This window comes from Neorhizobium sp. PAMB6630, assembly GCF_058242775.1.
The window spans coordinates 2,657,776-2,680,289 of sequence record NZ_CM177836.1 but is presented as its reverse complement, the minus strand read 5'-3'; the positions used below and the strand labels follow the sequence as shown (position 1 = coordinate 2,680,289).

General features: G+C 62.3%; 17 protein-coding genes. 10 read left to right on the top strand and 7 right to left on the bottom strand.

Going from position 1 to position 22,514, the window contains the following annotated elements; all coding sequences use genetic code 11:
- Nucleotides 1-52 precede the first annotated feature (52 nt).
- From AC4CWF_RS12800 to AC4CWF_RS12760, 9 genes are all read left to right on the top strand, one after another.
- Complete coding sequence (locus AC4CWF_RS12800) at nt 53-481, top strand: RT0821/Lpp0805 family surface protein (protein ID WP_491282031.1); 429 nt, start codon at nt 53-55, stop codon at nt 479-481.
- A gap of 327 nt (nt 482-808) precedes the next feature.
- Nucleotides 809-1,990, top strand: coding sequence for a c-type cytochrome biogenesis protein CcmI (ccmI, locus tag AC4CWF_RS12795; RefSeq protein WP_491282030.1), 1,182 nt, complete (start codon nt 809-811; stop codon nt 1,988-1,990).
- A 32-nt stretch (nt 1,991-2,022) separates the two neighbouring features.
- Complete coding sequence (gene ccmE, locus AC4CWF_RS12790; protein ID WP_491285392.1) at nt 2,023-2,472, top strand: cytochrome c maturation protein CcmE; 450 nt, start codon at nt 2,023-2,025, stop codon at nt 2,470-2,472.
- The gene (locus AC4CWF_RS12785) at nt 2,469-4,457 is read left to right on the top strand and encodes a heme lyase CcmF/NrfE family subunit (RefSeq protein WP_491282029.1); all 1,989 of its coding nucleotides are present in this window, start codon (nt 2,469-2,471) and stop codon (nt 4,455-4,457) included. The genes ccmE and AC4CWF_RS12785 overlap by 4 nt, the downstream gene beginning before the upstream one ends.
- On the top strand, nt 4,454-5,044 hold the full coding sequence (locus AC4CWF_RS12780) for a cytochrome c-type biogenesis protein (RefSeq protein WP_491282028.1): 591 nt from the start codon (nt 4,454-4,456) through the stop codon (nt 5,042-5,044). Before AC4CWF_RS12785 ends, AC4CWF_RS12780 begins: the two co-directional genes overlap by 4 nt.
- A gap of 241 nt (nt 5,045-5,285) precedes the next feature.
- Nucleotides 5,286-6,875: a Do family serine endopeptidase gene (locus AC4CWF_RS12775; RefSeq protein WP_491282027.1), complete on the top strand. Its 1,590-nt coding sequence runs from the start codon at nt 5,286-5,288 to the stop codon at nt 6,873-6,875.
- A gap of 89 nt (nt 6,876-6,964) precedes the next feature.
- The gene (locus AC4CWF_RS12770; RefSeq protein ID WP_491285391.1) at nt 6,965-7,717 is read left to right on the top strand and encodes a response regulator transcription factor; all 753 of its coding nucleotides are present in this window, start codon (nt 6,965-6,967) and stop codon (nt 7,715-7,717) included.
- 8 nt (nt 7,718-7,725) lie between these two features.
- A complete protein-coding gene (locus tag AC4CWF_RS12765; RefSeq protein WP_491285390.1) occupies nt 7,726-9,135 on the top strand; it encodes a sensor histidine kinase in 1,410 nt (469 codons plus the stop codon).
- 33 nt (nt 9,136-9,168) lie between these two features.
- Nucleotides 9,169-12,156 carry a bifunctional [glutamine synthetase] adenylyltransferase/[glutamine synthetase]-adenylyl-L-tyrosine phosphorylase gene (locus tag AC4CWF_RS12760; RefSeq protein WP_491282026.1) on the top strand — a complete coding sequence of 996 codons (2,988 nt, stop codon included), beginning with the start codon at nt 9,169-9,171 and terminating at the stop codon, nt 12,154-12,156.
- Here the strand turns inward: AC4CWF_RS12760 and AC4CWF_RS12755 are convergent.
- Nucleotides 12,080-14,452, bottom strand: a complete 2,373-nt coding sequence (locus tag AC4CWF_RS12755; RefSeq protein ID WP_491282025.1) for a PAS domain-containing sensor histidine kinase — start codon at nt 14,450-14,452, stop codon at nt 12,080-12,082. The genes AC4CWF_RS12760 and AC4CWF_RS12755 overlap by 77 nt on opposite strands.
- 214 nt (nt 14,453-14,666) lie before the next feature.
- The gene (gene pepN / locus AC4CWF_RS12750) at nt 14,667-17,315 is read right to left on the bottom strand and encodes an aminopeptidase N (protein ID WP_491282024.1); all 2,649 of its coding nucleotides are present in this window, start codon (nt 17,313-17,315) and stop codon (nt 14,667-14,669) included.
- A gap of 274 nt (nt 17,316-17,589) precedes the next feature.
- Between pepN and AC4CWF_RS12745 the strand changes: the two genes are divergently transcribed.
- Nucleotides 17,590-18,528 carry a DMT family transporter gene (locus tag AC4CWF_RS12745; protein ID WP_491282023.1) on the top strand — a complete coding sequence of 313 codons (939 nt, stop codon included), beginning with the start codon at nt 17,590-17,592 and terminating at the stop codon, nt 18,526-18,528.
- A 20-nt stretch (nt 18,529-18,548) separates the two neighbouring features.
- Here the strand turns inward: AC4CWF_RS12745 and AC4CWF_RS12740 are convergent, their stop codons facing one another.
- The 5 genes from AC4CWF_RS12740 to AC4CWF_RS12720 all read right to left on the bottom strand — a co-directional run bounded on the left by AC4CWF_RS12740 (nt 18,549) and on the right by AC4CWF_RS12720 (nt 22,475).
- The gene (locus tag AC4CWF_RS12740) at nt 18,549-18,692 is read right to left on the bottom strand and encodes a hypothetical protein (protein ID WP_491282022.1); all 144 of its coding nucleotides are present in this window, start codon (nt 18,690-18,692) and stop codon (nt 18,549-18,551) included.
- Between the two features lie 47 nt (nt 18,693-18,739).
- Nucleotides 18,740-18,931, bottom strand: coding sequence for a hypothetical protein (locus tag AC4CWF_RS12735; RefSeq protein ID WP_491282021.1), 192 nt, complete (start codon nt 18,929-18,931; stop codon nt 18,740-18,742).
- A 152-nt stretch (nt 18,932-19,083) separates the two neighbouring features.
- A complete protein-coding gene (locus AC4CWF_RS12730) occupies nt 19,084-19,953 on the bottom strand; it encodes a uracil-DNA glycosylase (protein ID WP_491282020.1) in 870 nt (289 codons plus the stop codon).
- Nucleotides 19,954-20,023: 70 nt separating this feature from the next.
- The gene (locus AC4CWF_RS12725) at nt 20,024-21,319 is read right to left on the bottom strand and encodes an Hsp70 family protein (protein WP_491282019.1); all 1,296 of its coding nucleotides are present in this window, start codon (nt 21,317-21,319) and stop codon (nt 20,024-20,026) included.
- Between the two features lie 190 nt (nt 21,320-21,509).
- Nucleotides 21,510-22,475, bottom strand: coding sequence for a hypothetical protein (locus AC4CWF_RS12720; RefSeq protein WP_491282018.1), 966 nt, complete (start codon nt 22,473-22,475; stop codon nt 21,510-21,512).
- Nucleotides 22,476-22,514: the final 39 nt, after the last annotated feature.

The following is a 22,514-nucleotide window of genomic DNA, read 5'->3' as shown; positions in this document are numbered from 1 at the left end:
GGGAAGGCTGGATATCCAGTCTTTGCCGTATCTCAGGAATTGTTGGAGAAGAATGCACTTGCGCTTTGCCACACTCGTCTTGTCCGCTCTTGTTTCAGCCGTCGTGCTGAACGGCTGTTCCACCACGGGAACGAATGGTTCCCGCAGCGGGATGTTTTTCGGCCGCACCGCGCCCGGTGCCGACTATATCAGTGCATTGCAGGGCGGCATTATCGGGCGCATTCCCGTGAAGATATCGGGCGGCGACCGGCAACGGGCGCTGGAGGCGGAATACCGCGCGCTGGAACAGGCAGGCGTTGGCCAGCCGGTGTTGTGGACCGGCAGCAATGCCCGCGGCCAGGTGGTGGCTGCTGCTCCCTACCAGGTGGGATCGCAGAACTGCCGGCAGTATACGCACACCATTTTTGTCGACGGGCGCGAGGCAAAGGAACGCGGCGCTGCCTGCCGCAACGACGACGGTACCTGGACACCGTTGACCTGACGAGGGTTTGCGGCGGATCGCAGTGCGAGCAGGGCACTGCTGAGCTGTTGGCGCTGCATGCAGGTTTTGCCATATTTGAAATTCAAAGTTGTTTTTAAGGTTTGCGTCGCACGCAAGGGCCGTGGGGCAATCTTGCCAATTGACGTAGATCAAGGCTGCCGTCACAGTCGGTGGCAAGAGGTGGGACGATCATTTGCGGCAGCAAGGGTGCGGCTTGTCCGGGTGCGGTTGTCCCGGGGCGGGGACCGGGTCCTGTCCTTGCCTCAAATTCGTGTCATCGCCCGTCTTCCGATTGGAATGGGGGCCCGAGTGCAGTAATTGGCCTTCATGACTTTATGGATCCTTCTTGCAATTATCACGGCCGGCGTTTCGGCGGTTCTCATCTGGCCGCTGATGAAGGCTTCGCCACGCGGTGAGGCAGACCGCGAGGACGAGGCTGCCGTTTATCGCGACCAGTTGCGCGAGGTGGATCGCGACCGGGCGCAAGGGCTGATCGGCGTTGAGGAGGCCAGCTATGCCAAGGCCGAAATCGGCCGCCGGCTTCTGGGCCTTGCCGACAAGACGGCCGATGCGGCAGGCACGGTCCGTGCGACCGGCGGCCGATCGCGGCATAGGCTGGCAACGCTTTCCGTCATTCTCTGTCTTCCCGTCGTCGGGCTCTGTCTTTACGTGACGCTTGGCAGGCCGGAACTTCCGGCGCAGCCGCTGGAAGCGCGGCTGGCAAACCCCGGCAACAACATGGCGCTGCTGGTGGCCAAAGCCGAGCGGCATCTGGCTGAAAACCCTGATGATGGCGCCGGCTGGGACCTGCTGGCGCCGATCTATTTTCGGGCCATGCGGTTGGGCGACGCGGAAATGGCCTATCGCAACGCGATCCGACTTCAGGGGGAAACCGCTGAGCGGCTGGCAGGCCTTGGCGAGACGCTGGTGGCGGCCAATGAGGGCGTGGTGACGGAAGATGCCGCCCGCGCGTTCAACCGCGCCGTGGCGCTCGACGGCAAGAATATGCGCGCCCGGTTTTACGCGGCGCTTGCGCTGGAGCAGGCCGGCAAGGCTGGCGATGCGCGCCGCGCCTTCGAGGCGATCCTCAAAGACTCGCCGCCCGGCGCTGCCTGGATTGCGCTGGTGAGCGAACATATTGGCAAGAATGGCGGCGCGCCTTTGGCATCTGCCCCCGGTCAGGCTGCGCGGGCAGATCCAGGCCCCAAGGCGCCGGGCAATCCGAGCCAGGCACAGGTGCAGGCGATGCAGGATCTTTCACCGCAGGAGCGCCAGCAGATGATTGCCGGCATGGTGGAAACGCTTGCCGCCAGACTTCAGGACGACCCTGATAATATCGAGGGCTGGTTGCGGCTGGTGCGCTCCTACATGGTGCTGGGCGACAAGGCGAAGGCTGAGGATGCGCTGAAGGCGGGGCTGAAGACCTTTCCGGCCGACCAGGATGGAGGCAAGCGGCTGCTGGCGCTGGCATCCGAGACCGGCCTTTCTGCCGCGGGAGTAACACCATGACTGAGGCGATAACCCATAAAATGCCCCGCAGGATGACCCGCAAGCAGAAGCGCCTCGCGGTGATCCTGGGCGGCATGAGCTTTATTCTGGTGGCGGTGCTCCTGGTGATGTTCGCCTTCAGCCAGTCGGTTGCCTATTTCTTCATGCCGAGCGACCTCCAAAAGACCACCGTGCAGCCAGGCACCCGCATCCGCCTTGGCGGGCTGGTGGAAGAGGGGTCCGTGAAGCGCGGCGCCGGTTCCACCGTGAGCTTTCGCGTGACCGATGGCGGGGCAAGCGTTCCGGTGTCCTATACCGGCATCCTGCCGGACCTTTTTCGCGAGGGGCAGGGCGTGGTGACTGAAGGTACTTTCGACACGGCCCATGCCTTCGTTGCCGATTCCGTTCTGGCCAAGCACGACGAAAATTATATGCCGAAGGAAGTGGCAGATGGCCTGAAGGCAAAGGGTGTCTGGAAAGAAGGCGAAGGGGCTGCGAAATGATCATCGAGATCGGCCATTACGCGCTGGTTCTGGCGCTGGCGACTGGACTGCTTCTGTCGATCCTGCCGATCATTGGCGCACGGCGCGGGGATGCGGGGCTGATGGCGTTTGCGCCGATCGGCTCCGTCACGCAGTTCGCGCTCGTGGCCTTCTCGTTTGGCGTGCTGACCTGGGCCTATGCGGTCTCTGACTTTTCGGTGAGGAATGTCTGGGACAATTCCCATTCGCTGATGCCGATGGTCTACAAGCTGAGTGGCGTGTGGGGCAATCACGAGGGCTCGATGCTGCTGTGGCTGCTGATCCTGACGCTGTTCAGCGCCATGGTGGCCGTGTTCGGGCGCAACCTGCCGGATACGCTGCGGGCTACCGTACTGTCGGTTCAGGCTTGGATCACGGTTGCCTTCCTGCTGTTTATCCTGCTGACCTCCAACCCGTTCATCCGGCTGGACCCGGCCCCCGCCGAGGGGCAGGATCTCAACCCGGTGCTGCAGGACTTTGGGCTCGCCATCCATCCGCCGCTGCTTTATCTCGGTTATGTCGGTTTTTCCGTCTGCTTCTCCTTTGCCGTCGCTGCCCTTATCGAGGGGCGTATCGATGCGGCCTGGGCGCGCTGGGTGCGGCCGTGGACGCTGGCCGCCTGGACGTTTTTGACCGCCGGCATCGCCATGGGCTCCTACTGGGCCTATTACGAACTGGGCTGGGGTGGCTGGTGGTTCTGGGACCCGGTGGAAAACGCTTCCTTCATGCCCTGGCTTGCGGGAACCGCCCTTCTGCATTCGGCGCTCGTGATGGAAAAGCGCGAGGCGCTGAAGATCTGGACGGTGCTTCTCGCCATCATGACGTTTTCGCTGTCGCTGCTCGGCACGTTTCTGGTGCGCTCGGGCGTGCTCACCTCAGTGCATGCCTTTGCGACCGACCCCTCGCGCGGCATCTTCATCCTGGCGATCCTCACCTTCTTCATTGGCGGCGCCTTCGTGCTGTTTGCCTGGCGGGCGCCGCAGCTGAAAAGCGGCGGCCTGTTTGCGCCGATTTCGCGCGAGGGGGCGCTGGTTCTCAACAACCTCATCCTCACCGTTTCCACCGCGACCGTGCTGACCGGCACGCTTTATCCGCTGGTGCTGGAGACGCTGACGGGAGAAAAGATTTCCGTCGGCGCGCCCTTCTTCAACCTGACCTTCGGGCTGTTGATGATCCCGCTGCTGCTCGCCATGCCGTTTGGGCCGCTTCTGGCCTGGAAGCGCGGCGACCTTTTAGGGGCCCTGCAACGGCTTTACGTGGCGGCAGGGTTGGCGCTGGTGGCGGGGTTCGGGCTGTTTTATGCGGAGAACGGCGGGCCGGTGCTGGCGGCGCTTGGCTTGGCAATCGGCTTTTATCTGGTGTTCGGGGCGATGGCGGACCTCTGGTACCGCGCCAATTTCGGCAAGCTTGCGTTCAAGGTGGCCTTTGCGCGCCTGCAGGGCCTGCCGCGTTCGGCCTTCGGGACAGCGCTCGCGCATATGGGCATGGGCGTGACGGTGCTCGGCATTGTCGCGGTCACCACGTTCGAGACGGAGCATGTGGTGGAAATGCGTCCGGGCATGACGACCGAGGCCGGTGGTTACTCCATCCTGTTTGATGGTATGCGCGAGGCCGTCGGGCCGAATTTCACCGAGGAACGCGGGCATTTTACCGTGAGACGCGGTGGCGTCGTGGTCGCCGATGTCTGGTCGTCGAAACGGCTTTATACGGCGCGTCGCATGCCGACGACGGAAGCGGGCATTTTGAGTTTTGGGGCAAGCCAGCTTTACGTGTCGCTGGGCGACCATATGGACGATGGCGGCATTGTTGTGCGGATCTGGTGGAAGCCGTTCATCCTCTGCATCTGGGGCGGGGCTGTCATCATGATGATCGGCGGGTTCGTGTCATTGTCTGACCGGCGGCTGCGCGTCGGCGCTCCAAGCCGGCGGGTGAAGGCGGCGAAGGTTGTGCTGGAGCCGGCGGAATGATGCTGTTCCCGAAGGGTTTTGTTCGTGCGTTGAGGGTGCCCGCCATCATAACGGTGCCCCTTGCAGCCATCTCCTCGCAGACGGGGAGAGGGGATTTTTCGCGTGTGACGACGCGTCAGCAAATCACAGCGCGGTGGAAGGGGTTGATGATCGCTGCGGTCATTGGTTTGATGCCGCTGCCGGCGCTTGCCGTCAATCCGGATGAGGTGCTGAAGGACCCGGTGCTGGAGGAGCGGGCGCGGGGGCTTTCGGCGCAGCTGCGCTGCATGGTGTGCCAGAACCAGTCCATCGACGATTCCAATGCGGAACTGGCGCGGGACCTCCGCTTGCTGGTGCGCGAGCGGATTGTCGACGGTGACAGCGATGCTGAGGTGATCGACTACGTCGTTTCCCGATACGGTGAATTCGTGCTGTTAAAGCCGCGTCTCAGTGGCAAGACGCTGGCGCTCTGGGCGATGCCGGTAGCGCTGTTGCTGATCGGTGGCGTGACGGTGGTGATGATGTCGCGCCGCCGCAGAGAGGCGCCCGAGGAGCGCGCGCTGAGTGCGCAAGAGCAGGCCCGGTTGGACAAGCTGCTGGGCGGCTGAGCCTTGCCTTCCTGTCGCATAAACTTTTCTGATACAAGAGCTTACGAGCTTGCCAGCCTCGGCTTGTGCGTTGGCTTTCGCCAGCAAAACGGAGGGCCTCTAGGCTGCCGGCAAACATTACGAACAATTCATGACGTGGACACGTGCAGTTAACGTGGGGGCTCCTATATCTTCAGTCATCCACCGCCGCCGGACCTCCGGCACCCCAGTCTGAATGACCTGAAGAAGAAGGTATCTTACAATGTTCAAGAGCAAGATCGGACGTCCCTCGTTGAAGACAGTGTTGAAGGGCTCGACCGTGGCGGGTCTCGCGGCCGTCATGCTCTCCACTGGTCTCCCGGCCCATGTCTACGAATCCTATGCGGATCCGGTGTCCGTCAACGCACCGCAGGCTCCGAGCTTCGCCGACGTCGTTTCGGCCGTCTCGCCTGCCGTTGTCTCCGTGCGTGTCCAGTCGGATGCAACGCCGGTTTCCGATGATGATCCCGGCAATTTCTCGTTCAATTTTGGCGGCCGCGGCCTTGACCAGCTGCCTGATGACCACCCGCTGAAGCGTTTCTTCCGCGAGTTCGGCGGCCAGGGTGGTCAAGGCGGTCAGGGCGGTCAAGGTGGCCCCGGCGGCCGCAACCAGGAGCGCGCCGACAAGAACCCCAACCGTCCGCATCACCTGCGCCCGACGGCACAAGGCTCCGGCTTCTTCATCTCCGAAGACGGTTATCTCGTCACCAACAACCATGTCGTTTCCGACGGTTCGGCTTATACGGTCGTGATGGACGATGGCACTGAACTGGATGCCAAGCTGGTCGGCAAGGACAGCCGCACCGATCTGGCGCTTCTCAAGGTCGATGCCAACCGCAAGTTCACCTATGTGAAATTTGCCGATGACAGCAAGACGCGCGTCGGTGACTGGGTTGTCGCCGTCGGAAACCCGTTCGGCCTCGGTGGTACGGTGACGGCCGGCATCGTCTCTGCCCGTGGCCGCGACATCGGCTCTGGCCCGTACGACGATTTCATCCAGGTGGACGCGGCCGTCAACCGCGGCAATTCCGGTGGCCCGACGTTTAACCTCAATGGCGAAGTCGTGGGCATCAACACCGCGATCTTCTCACCGTCCGGCGGCAATGTCGGCATCGCGTTTGCCATTCCCGCTTCCACCGCCAAGGACGTAATCGCCGACCTGATGAAGGACGGCAAGGTTGAGCGCGGCTGGCTTGGCGTGCAGATCCAGCCGGTAACGCAGGATATCGCCGAATCGCTTGGTCTTGCGGAACCGAAGGGCGCGCTCGTCGTGTCGCCGCAGGAAAATTCCCCGGGCGCCAAGGCCGGCATCAAGCAGGGTGACGTGATCACCGCCGTCAACGGCGAGCCGATCAAGGATGCCCGTGACCTTGCCAAGAAGGTTGCCGCCTTCGGACCCGGCAATAAGGTGGATGTGTCCATCTGGCGCAATGGCAAGTCGCAATCGGTTGCGGTGACGCTCGGAAACCTTGCCAGCGACGATGCCGCCAAGGCTGAAAACAGCGACAAGGCGCCGGAGCAGGCTCAGCCTTCGAGCGAAAAGGCGCTGGCAAGCCTCGGCATCACGGTAGCCCCGGCAGACGATGGCACCGGCGTTTCCGTGACTGAAGTCGATCCGGACTCCGATGCGGCCGCCAAGGGTCTGCGCCAGGGCGAAAAGATTACCTCGGTCAACAACCAGGAGGTGTCCTCAGCCGCCGATATCAGCAAGGCGATCGACCAGGCCCGCAAGGATGGCCGCACAAGGGCATTGTTCCAGGTGCAGTCCGACAGCGGCAGCCGCTTCATCGCACTGCCGATCAACGAAGGCTGACCGGTCCCGTCAACGGTAACAGGCGGGGGCGCCGCGCCAAAAGGGCGCGGCGCCCCTTTTTTCATTCGAGGAGGCATTCACGCATGCAGATGAATACACCCGAGAGCGATGTGAAGAGCGAAACCGCTTTTACCGAGGGCAAGCCTCAGTCTATTGTTCCGCACATGAAGATTCTGGTGATTGAAGACGATCTTGAAGCCGCCGCCTACATGACGAAGGCCTTTCGCGAGGCCGGCATTGTGGCGGATCATGCCAGCGATGGCGAAAGCGGGCTCTTCATGGGCTCTGAAAACACCTATGACGTGATGGTGATCGACCGCATGCTGCCGCGTCGCGACGGCATTTCCGTGATCAGTGAGCTGCGCAAGCGCAACATCAATACGCCGGTGCTGATCCTGTCTGCGCTTGGCCAGGTGGATGACCGGGTGACTGGGCTTCGCGCCGGCGGCGACGACTACCTGCCCAAACCCTACGCCTTCAGCGAGCTTCTGGCCCGCGTCGAGGTGCTCGGCCGCCGCAAGGGCGCACCGGAGCAGGAAATGGTCTATCGCGTTGGCGACCTGGAGCTTGACCGCCTGTCGCACGAGGTGCGCCGTGGCGGCAAGGAAGTGCTGCTGCAGCCACGCGAGTTTCGTTTGCTGGAATATCTGATGAAAAATGCCGGGCAGGTGGTGACACGCACCATGCTGCTTGAAAACGTCTGGGATTATCATTTCGACCCGCAGACCAATGTCATCGACGTGCATGTGTCGCGGCTGCGCTCCAAGATCGAGAAGGAATTCGACAAGCCGCTTTTGAAGACCATTCGCGGCGCCGGTTACATGATCAAGGATGAGGCGTGATACCCTCCATAAGCCGCCTTCGCCTGCTGTTTCGCTCGACGGCCGTGCGGCTGTCGGCGCTCTACATCGTGCTGTTTGCGCTCTGTGCCGCTTTCCTCGTCGTTTATGTGACGGCGATGTCGGAGCGGCTTCTGGCGCAGCAGGTGCGCGAGGGGCTGAACCAGGAAATCACTGATATTCGCGGCGCCTATGATCGCGGCGGCATCAACCTTCTTTTGCGCATGATGGAGCGACGCGCACGCCAGCCCGGCGCCAATCTCTACGTCATTGCAGGGCCGACCGGCGAGATGCTCGCCGGTAACGTGCAATCGGTGCAGCCGGGCGTTCTCGATCAGGAGGGATGGACGAGCCTGCCGTTCCGCTACGAGCCTTATACCGAGATCGGCCCGCCGCGCCTGCACCTTGCAACGGCGAATGTGTTTTTCCTCGACAACGGGTTGCGCGTCATGGTCGGCCGCGATCTTGGCGAGCCGGGACGCTTTCGCGGCATCGTGCGCCGGGCATTGATGGTGGCCTTGGCGATCATGGGGCTCGGGGCGCTGTTTATCTGGTTCGGCATTGGCCGTAATGCGCTGAAGCGCATCGACCGGATGTCGGCGGCGAGCACCAAGATCGTCGCCGGCGATCTGTCGCAGCGCCTGCCGGTCGGTGTGTCCGGCGACGAATTCGACCGGCTGTCGGAATCGCTCAACCTAATGCTGGAGCGGATCGAGAAGCTGAACGAGGGCCTGCGCCAGGTTTCCGACAACATTGCCCATGACCTGAAGACGCCGCTGACGCGGTTGCGCAACAAGGCAGCCGATGCGCTTTCCGAAGACCGCGAGGATGTGCGGCGCGCCGCGCTGGAAGGCATCATTGGCGAATCGGACCTGCTGATCCGCACTTTCAATGCGCTGTTGATGATTTCGCGCGTTGAGGCCGGCTCGATTGCCGCCGAGATGAGCGCCATCGACCTGTCGGCCATTTCCGCCGACAGCGCCGAGCTTTACGAGCCTGCGGCCGAGGAGGCCGGGCTTATGCTGACGACTGAAATCGAGCCGGGACTGGTGGTTCAGGGCAACCGCGAACTGATCGGCCAGGCGATCTTCAACCTTTTGGACAATGCCATCAAATATGCCTGCGATGCGGGCAGTGAACCCGCGATCCGGGTTCTCTTGTCACGCGCCGGCGACAGTTTGCGGCTTTCGGTGGCCGATAATGGCCCGGGAATTCCCGCCGATAAACGCGCGGAAGTTAAAAAACGCTTCGTGCGGCTGGACGAGAGCCGCTCCAAGCCCGGCACCGGGCTCGGGCTATCTCTGGTCGAGGCTGTGATGGAACTGCATGGCGGCAGGCTGGAGCTTTCCGCCACCCACGCAGAGGACGCAAGCCCTCCCGGTTTGACCGTGACGATGGTTTTTCCCGCGCAAAAGCCCTAACTAATCCTTCAAGGGATCAGGGAGGAAGAGATCGTGGCGACAAAGGCAATAAGCCTCGGCGACGTACGCGCGGATGTGTTGAAACCGTTCAACCAGACAGAAGCAAAGTCGGCGCTTTCCGCGCTGAAGGAAATGGCCGGCAGCGAACCTGCGATTGCCGGCATGCTGGCTGAAGCCGGGGCGCTCAAGGACTTTCTGGTCGCTGCCTTTTCGCTCTCACCTTATCTGCGCGATATCGCGGTGATCAGCCCGGCACTCCTTGCCAATGCGCTGACACATCCGCTGGATGGCCTCATCGAGGCGGCGATTGAGCGTGCGCGCAATTGCTGGCGGCCGGATCTTGAAGGTCGCACGCCCGGTGAGGGCGAGGTGATGACCGCGCTGCGCCTTGCCAAACGCGAGGTGAGCTTTCTGCTGGCGCTGGGCGATCTCGGCGGTCTCATCGAATGCCGGGAGACGACGCGGTGGTTGAGCCGTCTGGCCGATGCGGCCGTCGCCGCCGCCATCGACCATCTGCTGCTTGCCCATCATCAGAGTGGCAAGTTGACGCTTGCCGACCCCACAAAACCTGCGGAAAATTCCGGGCTGATCGTGCTCGCCATGGGCAAGCTCGGGGCGTTCGAGCTGAACTATTCCTCCGACATCGACATCGTGGTGTTTTTCGATGGAGAGGCTAAAATCCTGCCCGATCCGCTGGAGGCGACCGAGCTTTACGGGCGCATGATGCGTCGGCTGATCCGCATTCTGCAGGAACGCACCGGCGATGGGTACGTGTTCCGCACGGATCTGCGCCTGCGGCCGGACCCCGGCTCGACGGCGCTTGCCGTGCCGGTGGAGGCAGCGCTGATCTATTACGAAGGACGCGGGCAGAACTGGGAACGGGCGGCCTATATCAAGGCGCGGCCGATGGCCGGCGACCTTGCCGCCGGAGAGGCTTTCCTGCGCGACATGGTGCCCTTCGTGTTTCGCAAATATCTCGATTACGCCGCGATTGCCGACATTCACTCGATCAAGCGGCAGATCCATGCGCATAAGGGTCACGGTGCCATTGCGGTGAAAGGGCATGACGTGAAGCTCGGGCGCGGCGGTATCCGCGAGATCGAGTTTTTTGCCCAGACGCAGCAACTGATCGCCGGCGGGCGCATGCCGGCGCTTCGCGAACGGGAGACCGAACGGGCATTGGCGGCTCTGGCCGATGCGCAGTGGATAAGGCCGGAGATCGCCGCCGAACTGACGCAAGCCTACTGGTTCCTGCGCAATGTCGAGCATCGCATCCAGATGGTGCGCGACGAGCAGACGCACCGCCTTCCGGACACCGAGACCGAACTGAAGCGCATCGCCTTCATGCTGGGTTTTGCCGATACGGTGGCCTTTTCCGAGGCGCTGGAGGCGGTGCTGCGCACGGTGGAACGGCGTTATGCAAAACTGTTCGAGCAGGAGAGCAAGCTCTCGGCAAGCGATGGCAATCTGGTGTTTACCGGCCAGAACGACGATCCGGAAACGCTGGCGACGCTTTCGCGGCTGGGCTTCGAGCGACCGGCCGATATGTCGCGCGTTATCCGCACCTGGCATTACGGCCGTTACCGGGCAACGCAGTCGGTGGAGGCACGCGAGCGGCTGACGGAACTGATGCCGGAGCTTTTGAGCGCCTTTGGGCTCAGCAAGCGGGCAGACGACGCGCTCTTGCGCTTTGATGGGTTTTTGAAGGCGCTGCCCGCCGGCATTCAGCTTTTTTCGCTGCTGAACACCAATCCCGGCCTGTTGTCGCTGCTCGTTATGGTGATGTCGGCCGCACCGCGATTGGCTGATATCGTGGCGGCGCGCCCGCATGTGTTCGATGGCATGCTCGATCCCGGCCTGATGCAGGAAATCCCTACGCGAGCCTATCTCTCCGACCGGCTTTCCTCCTTCGTCGGTGCTGCCCGCCATTACGAGGAGGTGCTGGACCGTCTGCGCATCTTTGCGGCCGAACAGCGTTTTCTGATCGGCATCCGCCTGCTCACCGGTGCCATCACCGGCGTGCAGGCGGGGCGGGCCTTTACCGATCTCGCCGATCTCGTCATCGACGCAGCGCTTTTGGCCGTGATGCGCGAGATGGAGCAGGCGCATGGGCGTTATCCGGGCGGGCGCGTGGCCGTGATGGGCATGGGCAAGCTCGGCAGCTTTGAGCTGACGGCGGGCTCCGACGTGGACCTCATCCTGCTCTATGACTATCCCGATGCGGTTGCCGAATCGGATGGCGCAAAGCCGCTCGATGCGGTGCGCTATTTTACCCGTGTGACGCAGCGGCTAATTGCGGCGCTTTCGGCGCCGACCGCCGAGGGCATCATCTTCGAGGTCGACCTGCGGCTTCGTCCGTCCGGCAACAAGGGGCCGGTGGCAACGCGGATTAACGCCTTTCGAAAATATCAGCTGGAGGAGGCCTGGACCTGGGAACACATGGCGCTGACGCGTGCGCGGATGGTATGCGGCGAGGACAGCCTGATGGCCGAGGCATCTGGTGTGATTGCCGAGGTTCTGGCGCAACCGGTTGATAAGGCAAAAATTGCGGCAGACGTTGCCGAAATGCGCAGCCTGATCGAAAAGGAGAAGCCGCCGCGCGATGTGTGGGACCTGAAGCTGATCCCGGGTGGTCTCGTCGATATCGAGTTCCTGGCGCAGTATCTGCGGCTGGTCGCGCACAATGATGCCGCTGGCGCAGACGTTGGCGCGGACTGCCTGACCAGCGGAACGCAGGCAGCTCTTGTGCGCCATGGTGCGCCAGGTCTTTCTGCCGACGATCTGGAAACCTGCAGTGCGGCTCTTTCCCTCTATACCGAACTGTCGCAGATCGTGCGGCTCTGCGTCGAAGGGGCTTTTGAGCCAAAGGATGCGCCTGCGGGCCTGATCGAAAGGCTTTCGACCGCTGCCGATGCCCCAAGCCTCAAAATGGTGGAGGCCGACATCAAGCGGCTGTCGAAGCGGGTTCGCGCAATTTTTCTGTCGACGGTGTCGCCAAAGCGGCAGGCTCCTGGGGGATAAACAGACCGACCACGGTGCCACACTCGATCTTGGAGCGAATGCGCATCCGGCCGCCATGGAGGGTGACCAGCGAGCGGGAGATGGCAAGGCCAAGGCCGGAGCCGCCCTTGCTCTTGGCATACTGGCTCTGCACCTGTTCGAAAGGCTGGCCGATCTTGCCGAGTGCATTGCGGGGAATGCCGATGCCGGTATCGGCGATGGTCAACAGCAGGCCGCGCCGCGAATGGTGGGCGCGCAGCTCAACGCGGCCGCCTTCGTTGGTGAACTTCACCGCATTGGACAAGAGGTTGAGCAGAATCTGCTTCATGGCGCGCCGGTCGCCGCTCATCTGAAGGCCCGCATCGACGCGCTGGGTGACCGTGATCGACTTGGCATCGGCCGGCATGGAGGTGAGGCGGATGCTTTCCTCGATCAGCGGCGCCAGATCGATCGTTTCGCAGACGATCTTCATATGGCCCGCCTCGATCTTCGACATGTCAAGAATGTCGTTGATGACGTTCAGCAGGTGCTTGCCGCTGTCGTGGATATCGCGGGCATATTCGCTGTATTTCGGTGAGCCGACCGGACCGAACATGCCGTTGAGCAGGATTTCGGAAAAGCCGAGGATAGCGTTGAGCGGCGTGCGCAACTCATGGCTCATATTGGCCAGGAATTCCGACTTCGCCTTGTTGGCGGCCTCGGCGCGCTCTTTCTCTGCCTGATAATTGGCATTGGCGGTGGAAAGCTCCGCCTTCTGGCGTTCGAGCTTCTTCTGCGATGAGGAGAGGTCGCCGATGGTGGCCATCAGGCGGCGCTCGGATTCGCGCAGTCGTTCCTGGTGGCGCTTCAGCAGCGATATATCGGTGCCGACAGACACCATGCCGCCATCGGCAGTGCGCCGCTCGTTAATCTGCAGCCAGCGCTCATCGGCCAGCTGCACTTCCGTGGTGCGCGAAAAGCCGTTGTGGTCGGGGTCTGCAATGCGCCGTTCGATGACCGGGCGGGCAGCGGCGGCGGTAACGACGCTTTTTTCCGTGCCGGGCACAAGTACGCTGTCCGGCAGACCGTAAGCCTGTTGGAAGTGGGTGTTGCACATGACCAGACGATCGTTCTTGTCCCAGAGGACGAAGGCTTCCGACGTGCATTCGATGGCGTCGGCGAGGCGCTGGTCGGCCTCGGCATAACGCTGGGCAAGGCGATGCTGCTCGGTCACGTCCATGGCAATGCCGATCACGTGGGTGCGGCCGCTGCTCGATTTCATCACCTGGGCGCGGGCCCGCATCCAGACATAGTGGCCGGCGGCATGGCGCATGCGAAAAACCTGGTCGATCTGCTTTTCATTGCCGCGCCCGACGGCGCGCGCCAGTGCAAAAAGGTTGCCATCGGAGGGATGCATCATCCGGGCCGCTTCGCTGAAGGAGAGCATGTTGTTGCCCGGCGGCAGGCCGAGCATTTCATACATCGAGCGCGACCAGAACAGCCGACGATTGGCCAGATCGAAGTCCCAAAGGCCGCAGCGGCCGCGCGACAGCGCCGTTTCCACCCGCATGTTGGATTCCAGAAAGATCTCGTCGGCATCGCGGGCGCGCTTCACCTGCATGTAATAGGCATAGAGGATGACGAGCAGCACCGAGGAAATGCCGGTAAACAGCGTGACGTTGAGCGAGACCTGCTGGCGCCAGAACTGGTTGGTGGCTTCCAGCGAATGGGCAGCGACCACAAGTCCGCCGGCTGCACCGCCAATGGCCTTGATTGCAGCATAGTGGGGAATGTCGCTGAACGTGGTTTCGATGACGCCGTCGTCATCGCCGAAACGGCGAAGCGCCACCATTTCCGGCAAAACCGTATCGAGACGTTCGCCGATATAGGATTGTGCCTGGAAGCTGCCGCCGAAAATGCGGCCCGTTGCATCAACAAGCACGATAAAGGCGCCTGGCTGCAGCTTGGTCTGCGGCAGGAAGAGGGCAAGGCGTGCCTCGGCAGCCTTGCGATCGGCATTTGCAAAGGCCTGTTCGTGACCGGCAAAGGCTGCAGCACTGGCCGCGGCCAGCAGCGCCGTCGACTGGCGGGCCGCCTCTTCCATGCGCGCCCGTTCCGAGACAAGCCCGAGCAGGCGCGACGCTGCAACCACCGCCAGAAACGCGATGATGAGGATCGGGATCGAGCGCTTCAGCCATAGCTCCGCACTCGGCAGCCGTTCAAGCCGGCGCCGCATCGCAGACAGCATGGTGCCGTCGACCGCCGGGAGCGTGAGGCCATCCGGAAATTTGAAGCGCAGCCGTTCCTCGGCCGCGGTTTCCCGCTGCACGTTCGCCATAGCTATGATTGATCCCTCGTCGTGATTCGCAATGCCGCTTGCGAACTATGCACAGTGAATCAAAGCTGATTCGCCTTGTCCAGAGCATGTGGTCATAAAATCTTAACCATATGGTCCGGTTTTTGCACTTGCTGCATTTTGAGGTGTTTTGGCGGAATCAGAGGATGCAGGAACGGGCGCCACAACCATTTAGGAGGTGTTCACCCGTTCATCATCAATCCTTGAGCATGCGCTCGACGATGTCGCGCACATCCGTGGAGAGGTGGGGCGCGCCGTTGATCTCGCTGAGGGCTGCCCGGGCGTGGCTGGCGCGCGCCGGTTCCAGTGAACGAAAAGAGCGCATGGCGGTGAGGATGCGGGCCGCAAGCTGGGGATTGCGCGGATCGATGCCAAGAATCTGGCGGGCCAGGAAGCGATAACCTTCGCCATCGACGCGGTTGAAGCCGGTGGGATTGGAAAAGGCAAAAGCGCCGACCAGTGCCCGCACGCGGTTTGGATTGCCGGCCACATAGTTCGGATCCTCCATCAGCGCCCGAACCCTGGCCAGCGCGCCGTTGCCGGGAATGGTTGCCTGCAAAGAGAACCATTTGTCGAGAACCAGCGCATTGCCCTCGAACCGCTTGAGGAAGGCGCCGAGCGCGTTGGCGGTGGCCGCCTGGCCCGGAAAGCGATGGGCGAGAACTGTCAGCGCCTGCACCATGTCGGTCATGTTGTCGGCCTCTGCAAAGGCGCTCGATGCGCGCTCGACACCGCCGTCCAGGTAGGAGAGGTAGGAGAGGGCGCTGTTGCGCAGGGCCCGCTTGCCGGCACTGGCCGCGTCCGGCGTAAACGTGCCCGAGAGCCGCAGGGTATCAAACAAATGCTCGAAGGTTTTGGCACCGGCCGTCGCCACCAGCGAAAGGATCGCCTGGCGGCCGGCGTGAATGGCATCGGGATCCGTGTTGCCGCCAAGCTCGCGGGCAATATCGGTTTCGCTTGGCAGGGCGAGCACCTGCGCGCGGAAGGCGGGTTCCAGGCTTTCATCGCCGGCCGCTTCCAGAAGCGCGGTCAGGAGGGCGGGGTCGCAGGTGATTTCGGCGCCGGCCCGCGCATCCCGCGCGGCCTGCATCAGGTTCGGCAGCGCGAGGTCGGTCAGTGCCTGCCAGCGGGAAAAGAGGTCGCTGTCGTGACGGGCGATATGGGCAAGGTCTGCCGTAGACTGGGTAAAGTCGAGGTTGACCGGCGCGGAAAAGCTGCGGTTGAGCGACAGAACTGGACGGGATGCGATGCCGGTAAAGGTGAAGGTTTGTCGGCGCTCCTGAAGGTGCAGCACGTCTCCCGTCACCTCGCCGCCGGTCACCGAAGCCGGTTCGGCAATCGCGCCATTGTCGAGGATCAGCGCGAATGAAAGCGGGATATGCATCGCCTCCTTGACCGGCTGGCCGGGGGTGGCCGGGATCGCCTGCTCCAGCGACAGGCTGAAATTCTGGGTCGCTGCGTCATAGGTCGCCGAAACGCTGACCATCGGTGTGCCGGCCTGCTGGTACCAGCGCGAAAACTGCGACAGGTCGCGGCCGCTGACCTCGGCAAAACATTTCACAAAGTCCTCGACGGTGGCTGCCTCGCCATCGTGACGCTCGAAATAGAGATCCATGCCCTGCTTGAACAGATCACGCCCGAGGATGGTGGCGATCATGCGGGTGACTTCGGAGCCTTTTTCGTAGACCGTCGTCGTGTAGAAATTGTTGATCTCGCGATAGGTCGTCGGGCGGACCGGATGCGCCAGCGGGCCGGCGTCCTCCGGAAATTGTTCCGACTTCAGATGACGGACTTCGGCGATGCGCTTGACGGCGCGCGAGCGCTGGTCGGCGGAAAACTCGTGGTCGCGGTAAACCGTCAGACCTTCCTTGAGGCAGAGCTGGAACCAGTCGCGGCAGGTGATGCGGTTGCCGGTCCAGTTGTGGAAATATTCGTGCGCGATGATGGCTTCGATATTGGCGTAATCCTGGTCAGTCGCCGTTTCCGGGTCGGCCAGCACGTATTTGTCGTTGAAGACGTTGAGGCCCTTGTTCTCCATCGCGCCCATGTTGAAATCGGAGACGGCGACGATCATGAAGATATCGAGATCGTATTCGCGGCCGAAGCGTTCCTCGTCCCACTTCATCGAACGTTTCAGCGCATCCATGGCGTAAGTGGCGCGCGGCTCCTTGCCGTGCTCGACATAGATTTTGAGCGCCACCTCGCGGCCGGAGAGCGTGGTGAACGTATCTTCGACGACGCCGAGATCACCGGCCACCAGTGCAAACAGATAGCTCGGCTTGGGGAAGGGATCGAACCAGGCAGCGAAATGCCGGCCTTCGTCATAATTGCCGCCGCCGAGAAAATTGCCGTTCGACAAGAGCACCGGATTGGTCGCCTTGTCGGCAATGATGGTAATGGTGTAGGGCGCCAGCACATCCGGACGGTCCGGGAAATAGGTGATGCGGCGAAAGCCTTCCGCCTCGCACTGCGTGCAATAGACACCGCTGGTGCGGTAAAGCCCCATCAACTGCGTATTGGCCTCGGGGTTGATGATGGTGATGACCGTCACCTCGAACGGTGCCGATGCCGGCAGGTCGCGGATGACAAGGCTATCGGGTGTCACGTCAAATTGTGCTGCCGGCATCTCGTTCTGGTCGAGACGCAGTTCGGAGAGGGAAAGTTCGTCGCCATCCAGCACCAGGGGAGCCGTGCCGTCCGCGCCCGGGCGCCGGTGAAAGATCAGTCGTGATTCGAGACGGGTTGCCGTGGGATCCAGTTCGAATGTCAGATCAACGCGTTCCAGAACGAAATCAGTGGGGCGGTAGTCTGCCAGGTGGACGATCTGACCCGTGTCTGTGCGCATGATGTTTCCTGGTCTTGACTTGGCAAGGATGCCGAATGTTTTGCTGGCAGTGAGATTCAGGCTGCGAATATTGCATTCAAAACTGAACGATTGCTAAAACCCATCCCAAAAGTCGGATGATGTCGAGAGGCCGAGCCCCGATTTTTCGGAGTTTGATCGATTCATCACAAGACTTGATGTATCAACGCGGCGGTTTTCGCTACTGTCCGAACGATATGAGTCAGTATTTGTTTCCTTCGGCCAACTGACGGCCGATCTCGCGGCGAGCTAGAGAATGAGTTCCGATGCGCAGGATCCCCTCAAGGGGATTGCGATGAAAGTCATGTCCGTCATTGTGTTTCTTGGCATGCAGACCTGCATCAAGTCGGCGGGCGACGGCATTCCGGCCGGCCAGATCACGTTTTACCGGTCGGCCTTCGCGCTGGTGCCGATCCTCATCTATCTCGCCATGCGCGGCGATCTGACGACCGCGTTTCGCACCGATAGTCCCTTCGGACACCTGAAGCGGGGCATGCTCGGCATCGCTGCCATGGCCTGCGGGTTTTATGGGCTCATCCACCTGCCGCTGCCGGATGCGATTGCCATTGGCTACGCATCCCCGTTGATGGCGGTTCTGTTTGCCGCCCTGATCCTGAAAGAAAAGGTGCGCGTCTATCGCTGGAGTGCGGTGGCGCTCGGCATATTCGGGGTGCTGATCATTTCCTGGCCAAAACTTTCGCTGTTCAGCCATGGCGGCATGGAAAATGCCCAGGCGATGGGGGCGGCGGCCGTGCTGACCTCTGCCGTGATCGGCGGTCTTGCCATGGTGCAGACCCGCCAGCTGGTGCGCACGGAAAAGACGTCCACGATCGTTGTCTATTTTTCGCTGACGGCGGCGGTGTTTTCGCTGGTCAGCCTGCCATTCGGTTGGGCGGTGCTGCCGACGGAAGACAAAATCTTTCTTGTCGCGTCGGGCTTCTTTGGCGGACTCGGCCAGATCTTTCTGACTGAAAGTTATCGCCATGCCGACGTCTCGACGGTGGCGCCGTTCGATTACTCCTCGATCATCCTCGGCATCATCATCGCTTATTTCCTGTTCGGCGACGTGCCGACTTCATCGATGCTGATCGGAACCGCCATCACCGTGTCAGCCGGCATCTTCATCATCTACCGCGAACATCAACTGGGGCTGGAACGCAAAGCGGCGCGAAAGGCATCCGCGCCGCCGGCATGACAGTTAAAAGGCGCGGGCCGTCAGAGCGGAATGGCGCTCGACGGGTTGCCGGCGCGCTCGTGGATGCTGGCAGCGCAGGTGAATTCGCGGCTGGCGCGAACGGCAGCGCCGATCGATGCAAAGGCATCGCACATGCTGCGCAGGTGGCGGATCGAATGCTTCATCGTCTTGTCTCCGGAATTCTGTCTGCGAATTGTTGCGGCAGCGGGCCTCAGCGCTCGCGGAAATCGGCAAAGATTGCCGTGGGACGCGTGAGATTGCCGCGGCGCGAAAAGGCGCGGGCGGTCAACTGCTCATGCGTGGCGGAGCCGTAATTGTGGTACCCCTGCGTAGAGCGGGGCGAAAGGCCGGCGAGACGCAGCGTCTCGAAGCCGGAATGTATGGGGCGAATGCGCGTGGTCATGGCCTTGGTTCCTGTACCGTTTTCCTCCCAAGACACATTGCTTATATTGCACTGCGGTATAGATTCGACAACGCTGCAGAACGGTGCGCTGCCATGCGAACTGCGCATGGCTCATTTCATAAATTGTTAATATTGCGCAATCGTTAGGCAGATCATGCGGGCAGGCCTTTTTGGAAGGCCAAAAGATCCTGCCAGGCCAGTGCCTTGTTGGCAGGCGCCGTCAGAAGATCCTGGGGGTGGAGACTGGCCAACGCCTTCACCGAAAACCCGTTCAGCACGATGTCGCGCCATTCGCCACGCATGCTGAAAATCGTGCCATCGCCGCCGAAGAAGAAACGCACGGTGAAATTACCGAGGAGAAGCAGGTGCTGAGGCTTGGCCAGCGCGATCTGCCGCTCGATGAAGGGGCGGCAGATCTCGATTTCGGCGGGTGACGGCGGACGGTTTCCCGGTGGGCGCCATGGCACGACATTGGAGAGATAGACGCTTTCGCGCGACAAACCGATGGCCAGAAGCATGCGGTCCAGCAACTGTCCCTGCCGCCCGGCAAAGGGCATTCCGTCGCGGTCATCGTCGGCGGTCGGCATCGGGCCGATGACCATGATGCCGGAGGCGGGGTTTCCCGCACCAAATACGGTGGAACGGGCCCCGTTCTTCAGGTTGCAGCCGGAAAAATCTTCGAGTGCTGCCTTCAGGGCATCGAGCGATTGGGCGCCTTCGGCCGCAAGACGGGCAGCAGCGACCGCTTCCGCATCCGGAATGGCAACGGCTGCAGCCGGTGCCGAAGAGCGCTGCACCGGCGTTGCCGTCGACCCATTGGCGCGGCGGCCCGTATCGGCGGGCGCCTGGGACTGGGCTGGCGCACGATCCCGCATCTGCGCTGCGCGCGCAGCCTGTTGTTCGGCAAAGGCTGCGATGCGATCGACGGGTGCATCTTCCAGCAGCCATTCGACGCCGGAATCGGCGTAGAAATGCAGAAGTGCTGCAAGTTCGGCCGGGGCGAGGTGGGTGGCTTCGATCATGGTCGCACTCTAGCCGATCCGCCACGGCGGATAAAGCCGAGCGGCCGCTGTTCTCCCGTGTGAACTTGCCTCAGGCAGCCCATTGCGAAACGTCGCCGCTTTCGCCGATGAGGGCAAGCCCATGGGCAATCGAAAGGAGTTCGCCGCCGCTTTCGATGCGGCCGGCATCGAAGCGCCGCGTGAAGATCTGGCGCACGGCTGGCACGAAGGAGGTGCCGCCGGTCAAGAACACCTTGTCGACGGCATCTGGGGAGGTGTTGGTCTTTTGCAGCACCTCGTCGAGCGCGTCTTCGATGCGGGCGAGATCGTCGACGATCCAGCGTTCAAAATCGGCGCGCTTCACCAGTTTCTGACCGGCCTTGCCAAGCGGCGCGAAATTGAACTCCGCTTCTTCTGACTGGGACAGCGCCATCTTGGTGGCGGAGATCGCCTGGTAGAGCGGGTAACCCTCGTCGTGCTCGATCAGCTCGATGAACAGTTCCAGCTTGTCCGGTTCGGTGGCCGAGCGGACCAGCGATTGCAGATCGGCAAATTCGCGCGTCGTCTTGAAGATCGACAGCTGGTTCCAACGGCCGAAATTGGCGTAGTAGCCGGCGGGTACGTCCAAGAGCTTGCCAAAACTCTTGAAATGGCTGCCCTTGCCGATTTCCGGCGACACGAGATTGTCGATCAATCGGAAATCGAAATGGTCGCCGGCAATGCCAACGCCGGAATGGCCGATGGGCACGGCGCGCAGCTGGCCGGCATGGCGCTCGAAACGGATCAGCGAATAGTCGGTGGTGCCGCCGCCGAAATCGGCGACCAGCACGTTGGCATCGCGCTCCAGAGACTGGGCAAAATAATAGGCGGCCGCCACCGGCTCGTAGACATAATGGATTTCGGGAAAACCGAAGCGGGTGAGCGCGGCCTGATAACGCTCGATCGCCAGCTTCTCATCGGGGTTACCACCGGCAAACCGTACCGGGCGGCCGACCACGAGGCGCGAGATGTCGTCCGGCCACTCGTCGCCCGCATAGGCCTTCAACCGGCGCAGAAAAATCTCCATGAGATCCTCGAACTGCTGGCGGCGGGCAAACACCTGCGTTGCCTGGAAGGCGGCGCTGGCGGCAAAGGTCTTGATCGACTGCAGGAAACGGCAATCGCCGGGATTTTCGATGAACATGCGGATGGCCGCCTGTCCGGCCTCCACCTTCAGCGCCTGGGCGCCAAGGGTCGCATCCTTCATGAAGGAGAGGGCGGTTCGCATGCTGTCCGTCACGCCGGCGCTGCTGGTGAAATCCAGCGACCGGGTGGTGGTCGCCCCGGCTTCTGCCTGCGCCAGAACGGTGTTGGTCGTGCCGAAGTCGAGCCCGAGCGCACGTGTCATGGCGATCGTCCTTCCTGTCAAAAATGTCCCTGGGGCGGAGCGCCGTCAGCGCACCGAACGCACAAAAGGGCGACCGGCGCCCCGTCCTTCATGGTGAGGGGGCGCTGATCGCACAGGATGGTGGTGTTGGCAAGCCTTGCCGTTCGCCGGGCCGCGCCTGCTGCCCGGGCGGCAAAGGCCCGACCAGGCGTCAGCGATAGCGGCCGTAGCGGCTCTCGTAGCCGGAAACGAGGGTCTGCAGACGCTCGGTGGCGCTCATCGTGTCCTGCTCCGTGCTGCTGGCCGACACCGCCGTGGCGCCTGCCGACGCGGTGGTGCCGAGATATTGCAGCTGGTAGCTGGCCACCAGCTGGCGCAGCTTGTCGAGTGGTGACAGGCTGCTTGCCTCGCCCCAGACATCGGCCGAGCGGCCTGAGGTTCCGAGGAACCCGTATTGCTTGTTATAGCCGGCCACCAGGCCCTGGAGCTGCTCCAGCGGGCTTGGCAATCCGCTACTGTGCGAAATGCTGCCATGGGTGTCGGTCGATGACTTGCGTGTCGGGGTGGTGACGGCACCAGAACCGGTTCCGTTATCGGTGCCCGTATCCGTATTGGTATCTGTCCCGGTGTCGGTGCCTGTGTCCGGGGCGGCTTCGGTATCGCCATCGGCATCGCTGGTGTTGCCCGGCTGGGTTTCGGTGGTTCCTCCGGTCTCGGCGGGTTCCTCGGCCTCTCCCGTCTCCTCGGTTCCCCCGCTTTCGCCCGGAGCGTCGGTGCCGGTCGAGGGATCCGGCACGCTATCTCCCGTGTCGGTTGCCGGTTCTTCGCCGGCGCCGGTCGCCGGCTCTTCGGAAGACGATTCGTCCGGTGTCGGCGTTTCCGCCGTTGTGTCATCGGCCGCCGGGGTTTCCTCCGATGTGTCGGTCGCGGGTTGCGTGTCCTGATCGGCCTGCGGCACGGTGCCGGTATAGGTGCCGTCACCGCTCTCCTCTGGCCCGTCTGTTGTGGTTTCCTCTGCCGGAGTGTCCGTGCTTGCAGCCGGCTCCTCGGTCGCGGTGGTGTCCGCTGGGGAAGAGGTCGATGAAGAGGGTGTGGTGGCGGTCGTGCCGCTGCCGGAAGATGCCGGCTGGCTCGACGGGGTCGTGGCTGGGGTGGTGCCGGTCAGGAAATCAAGCATGGGGTCCACTCGAAAGGTGATCGAGAGACTGCTACTTTA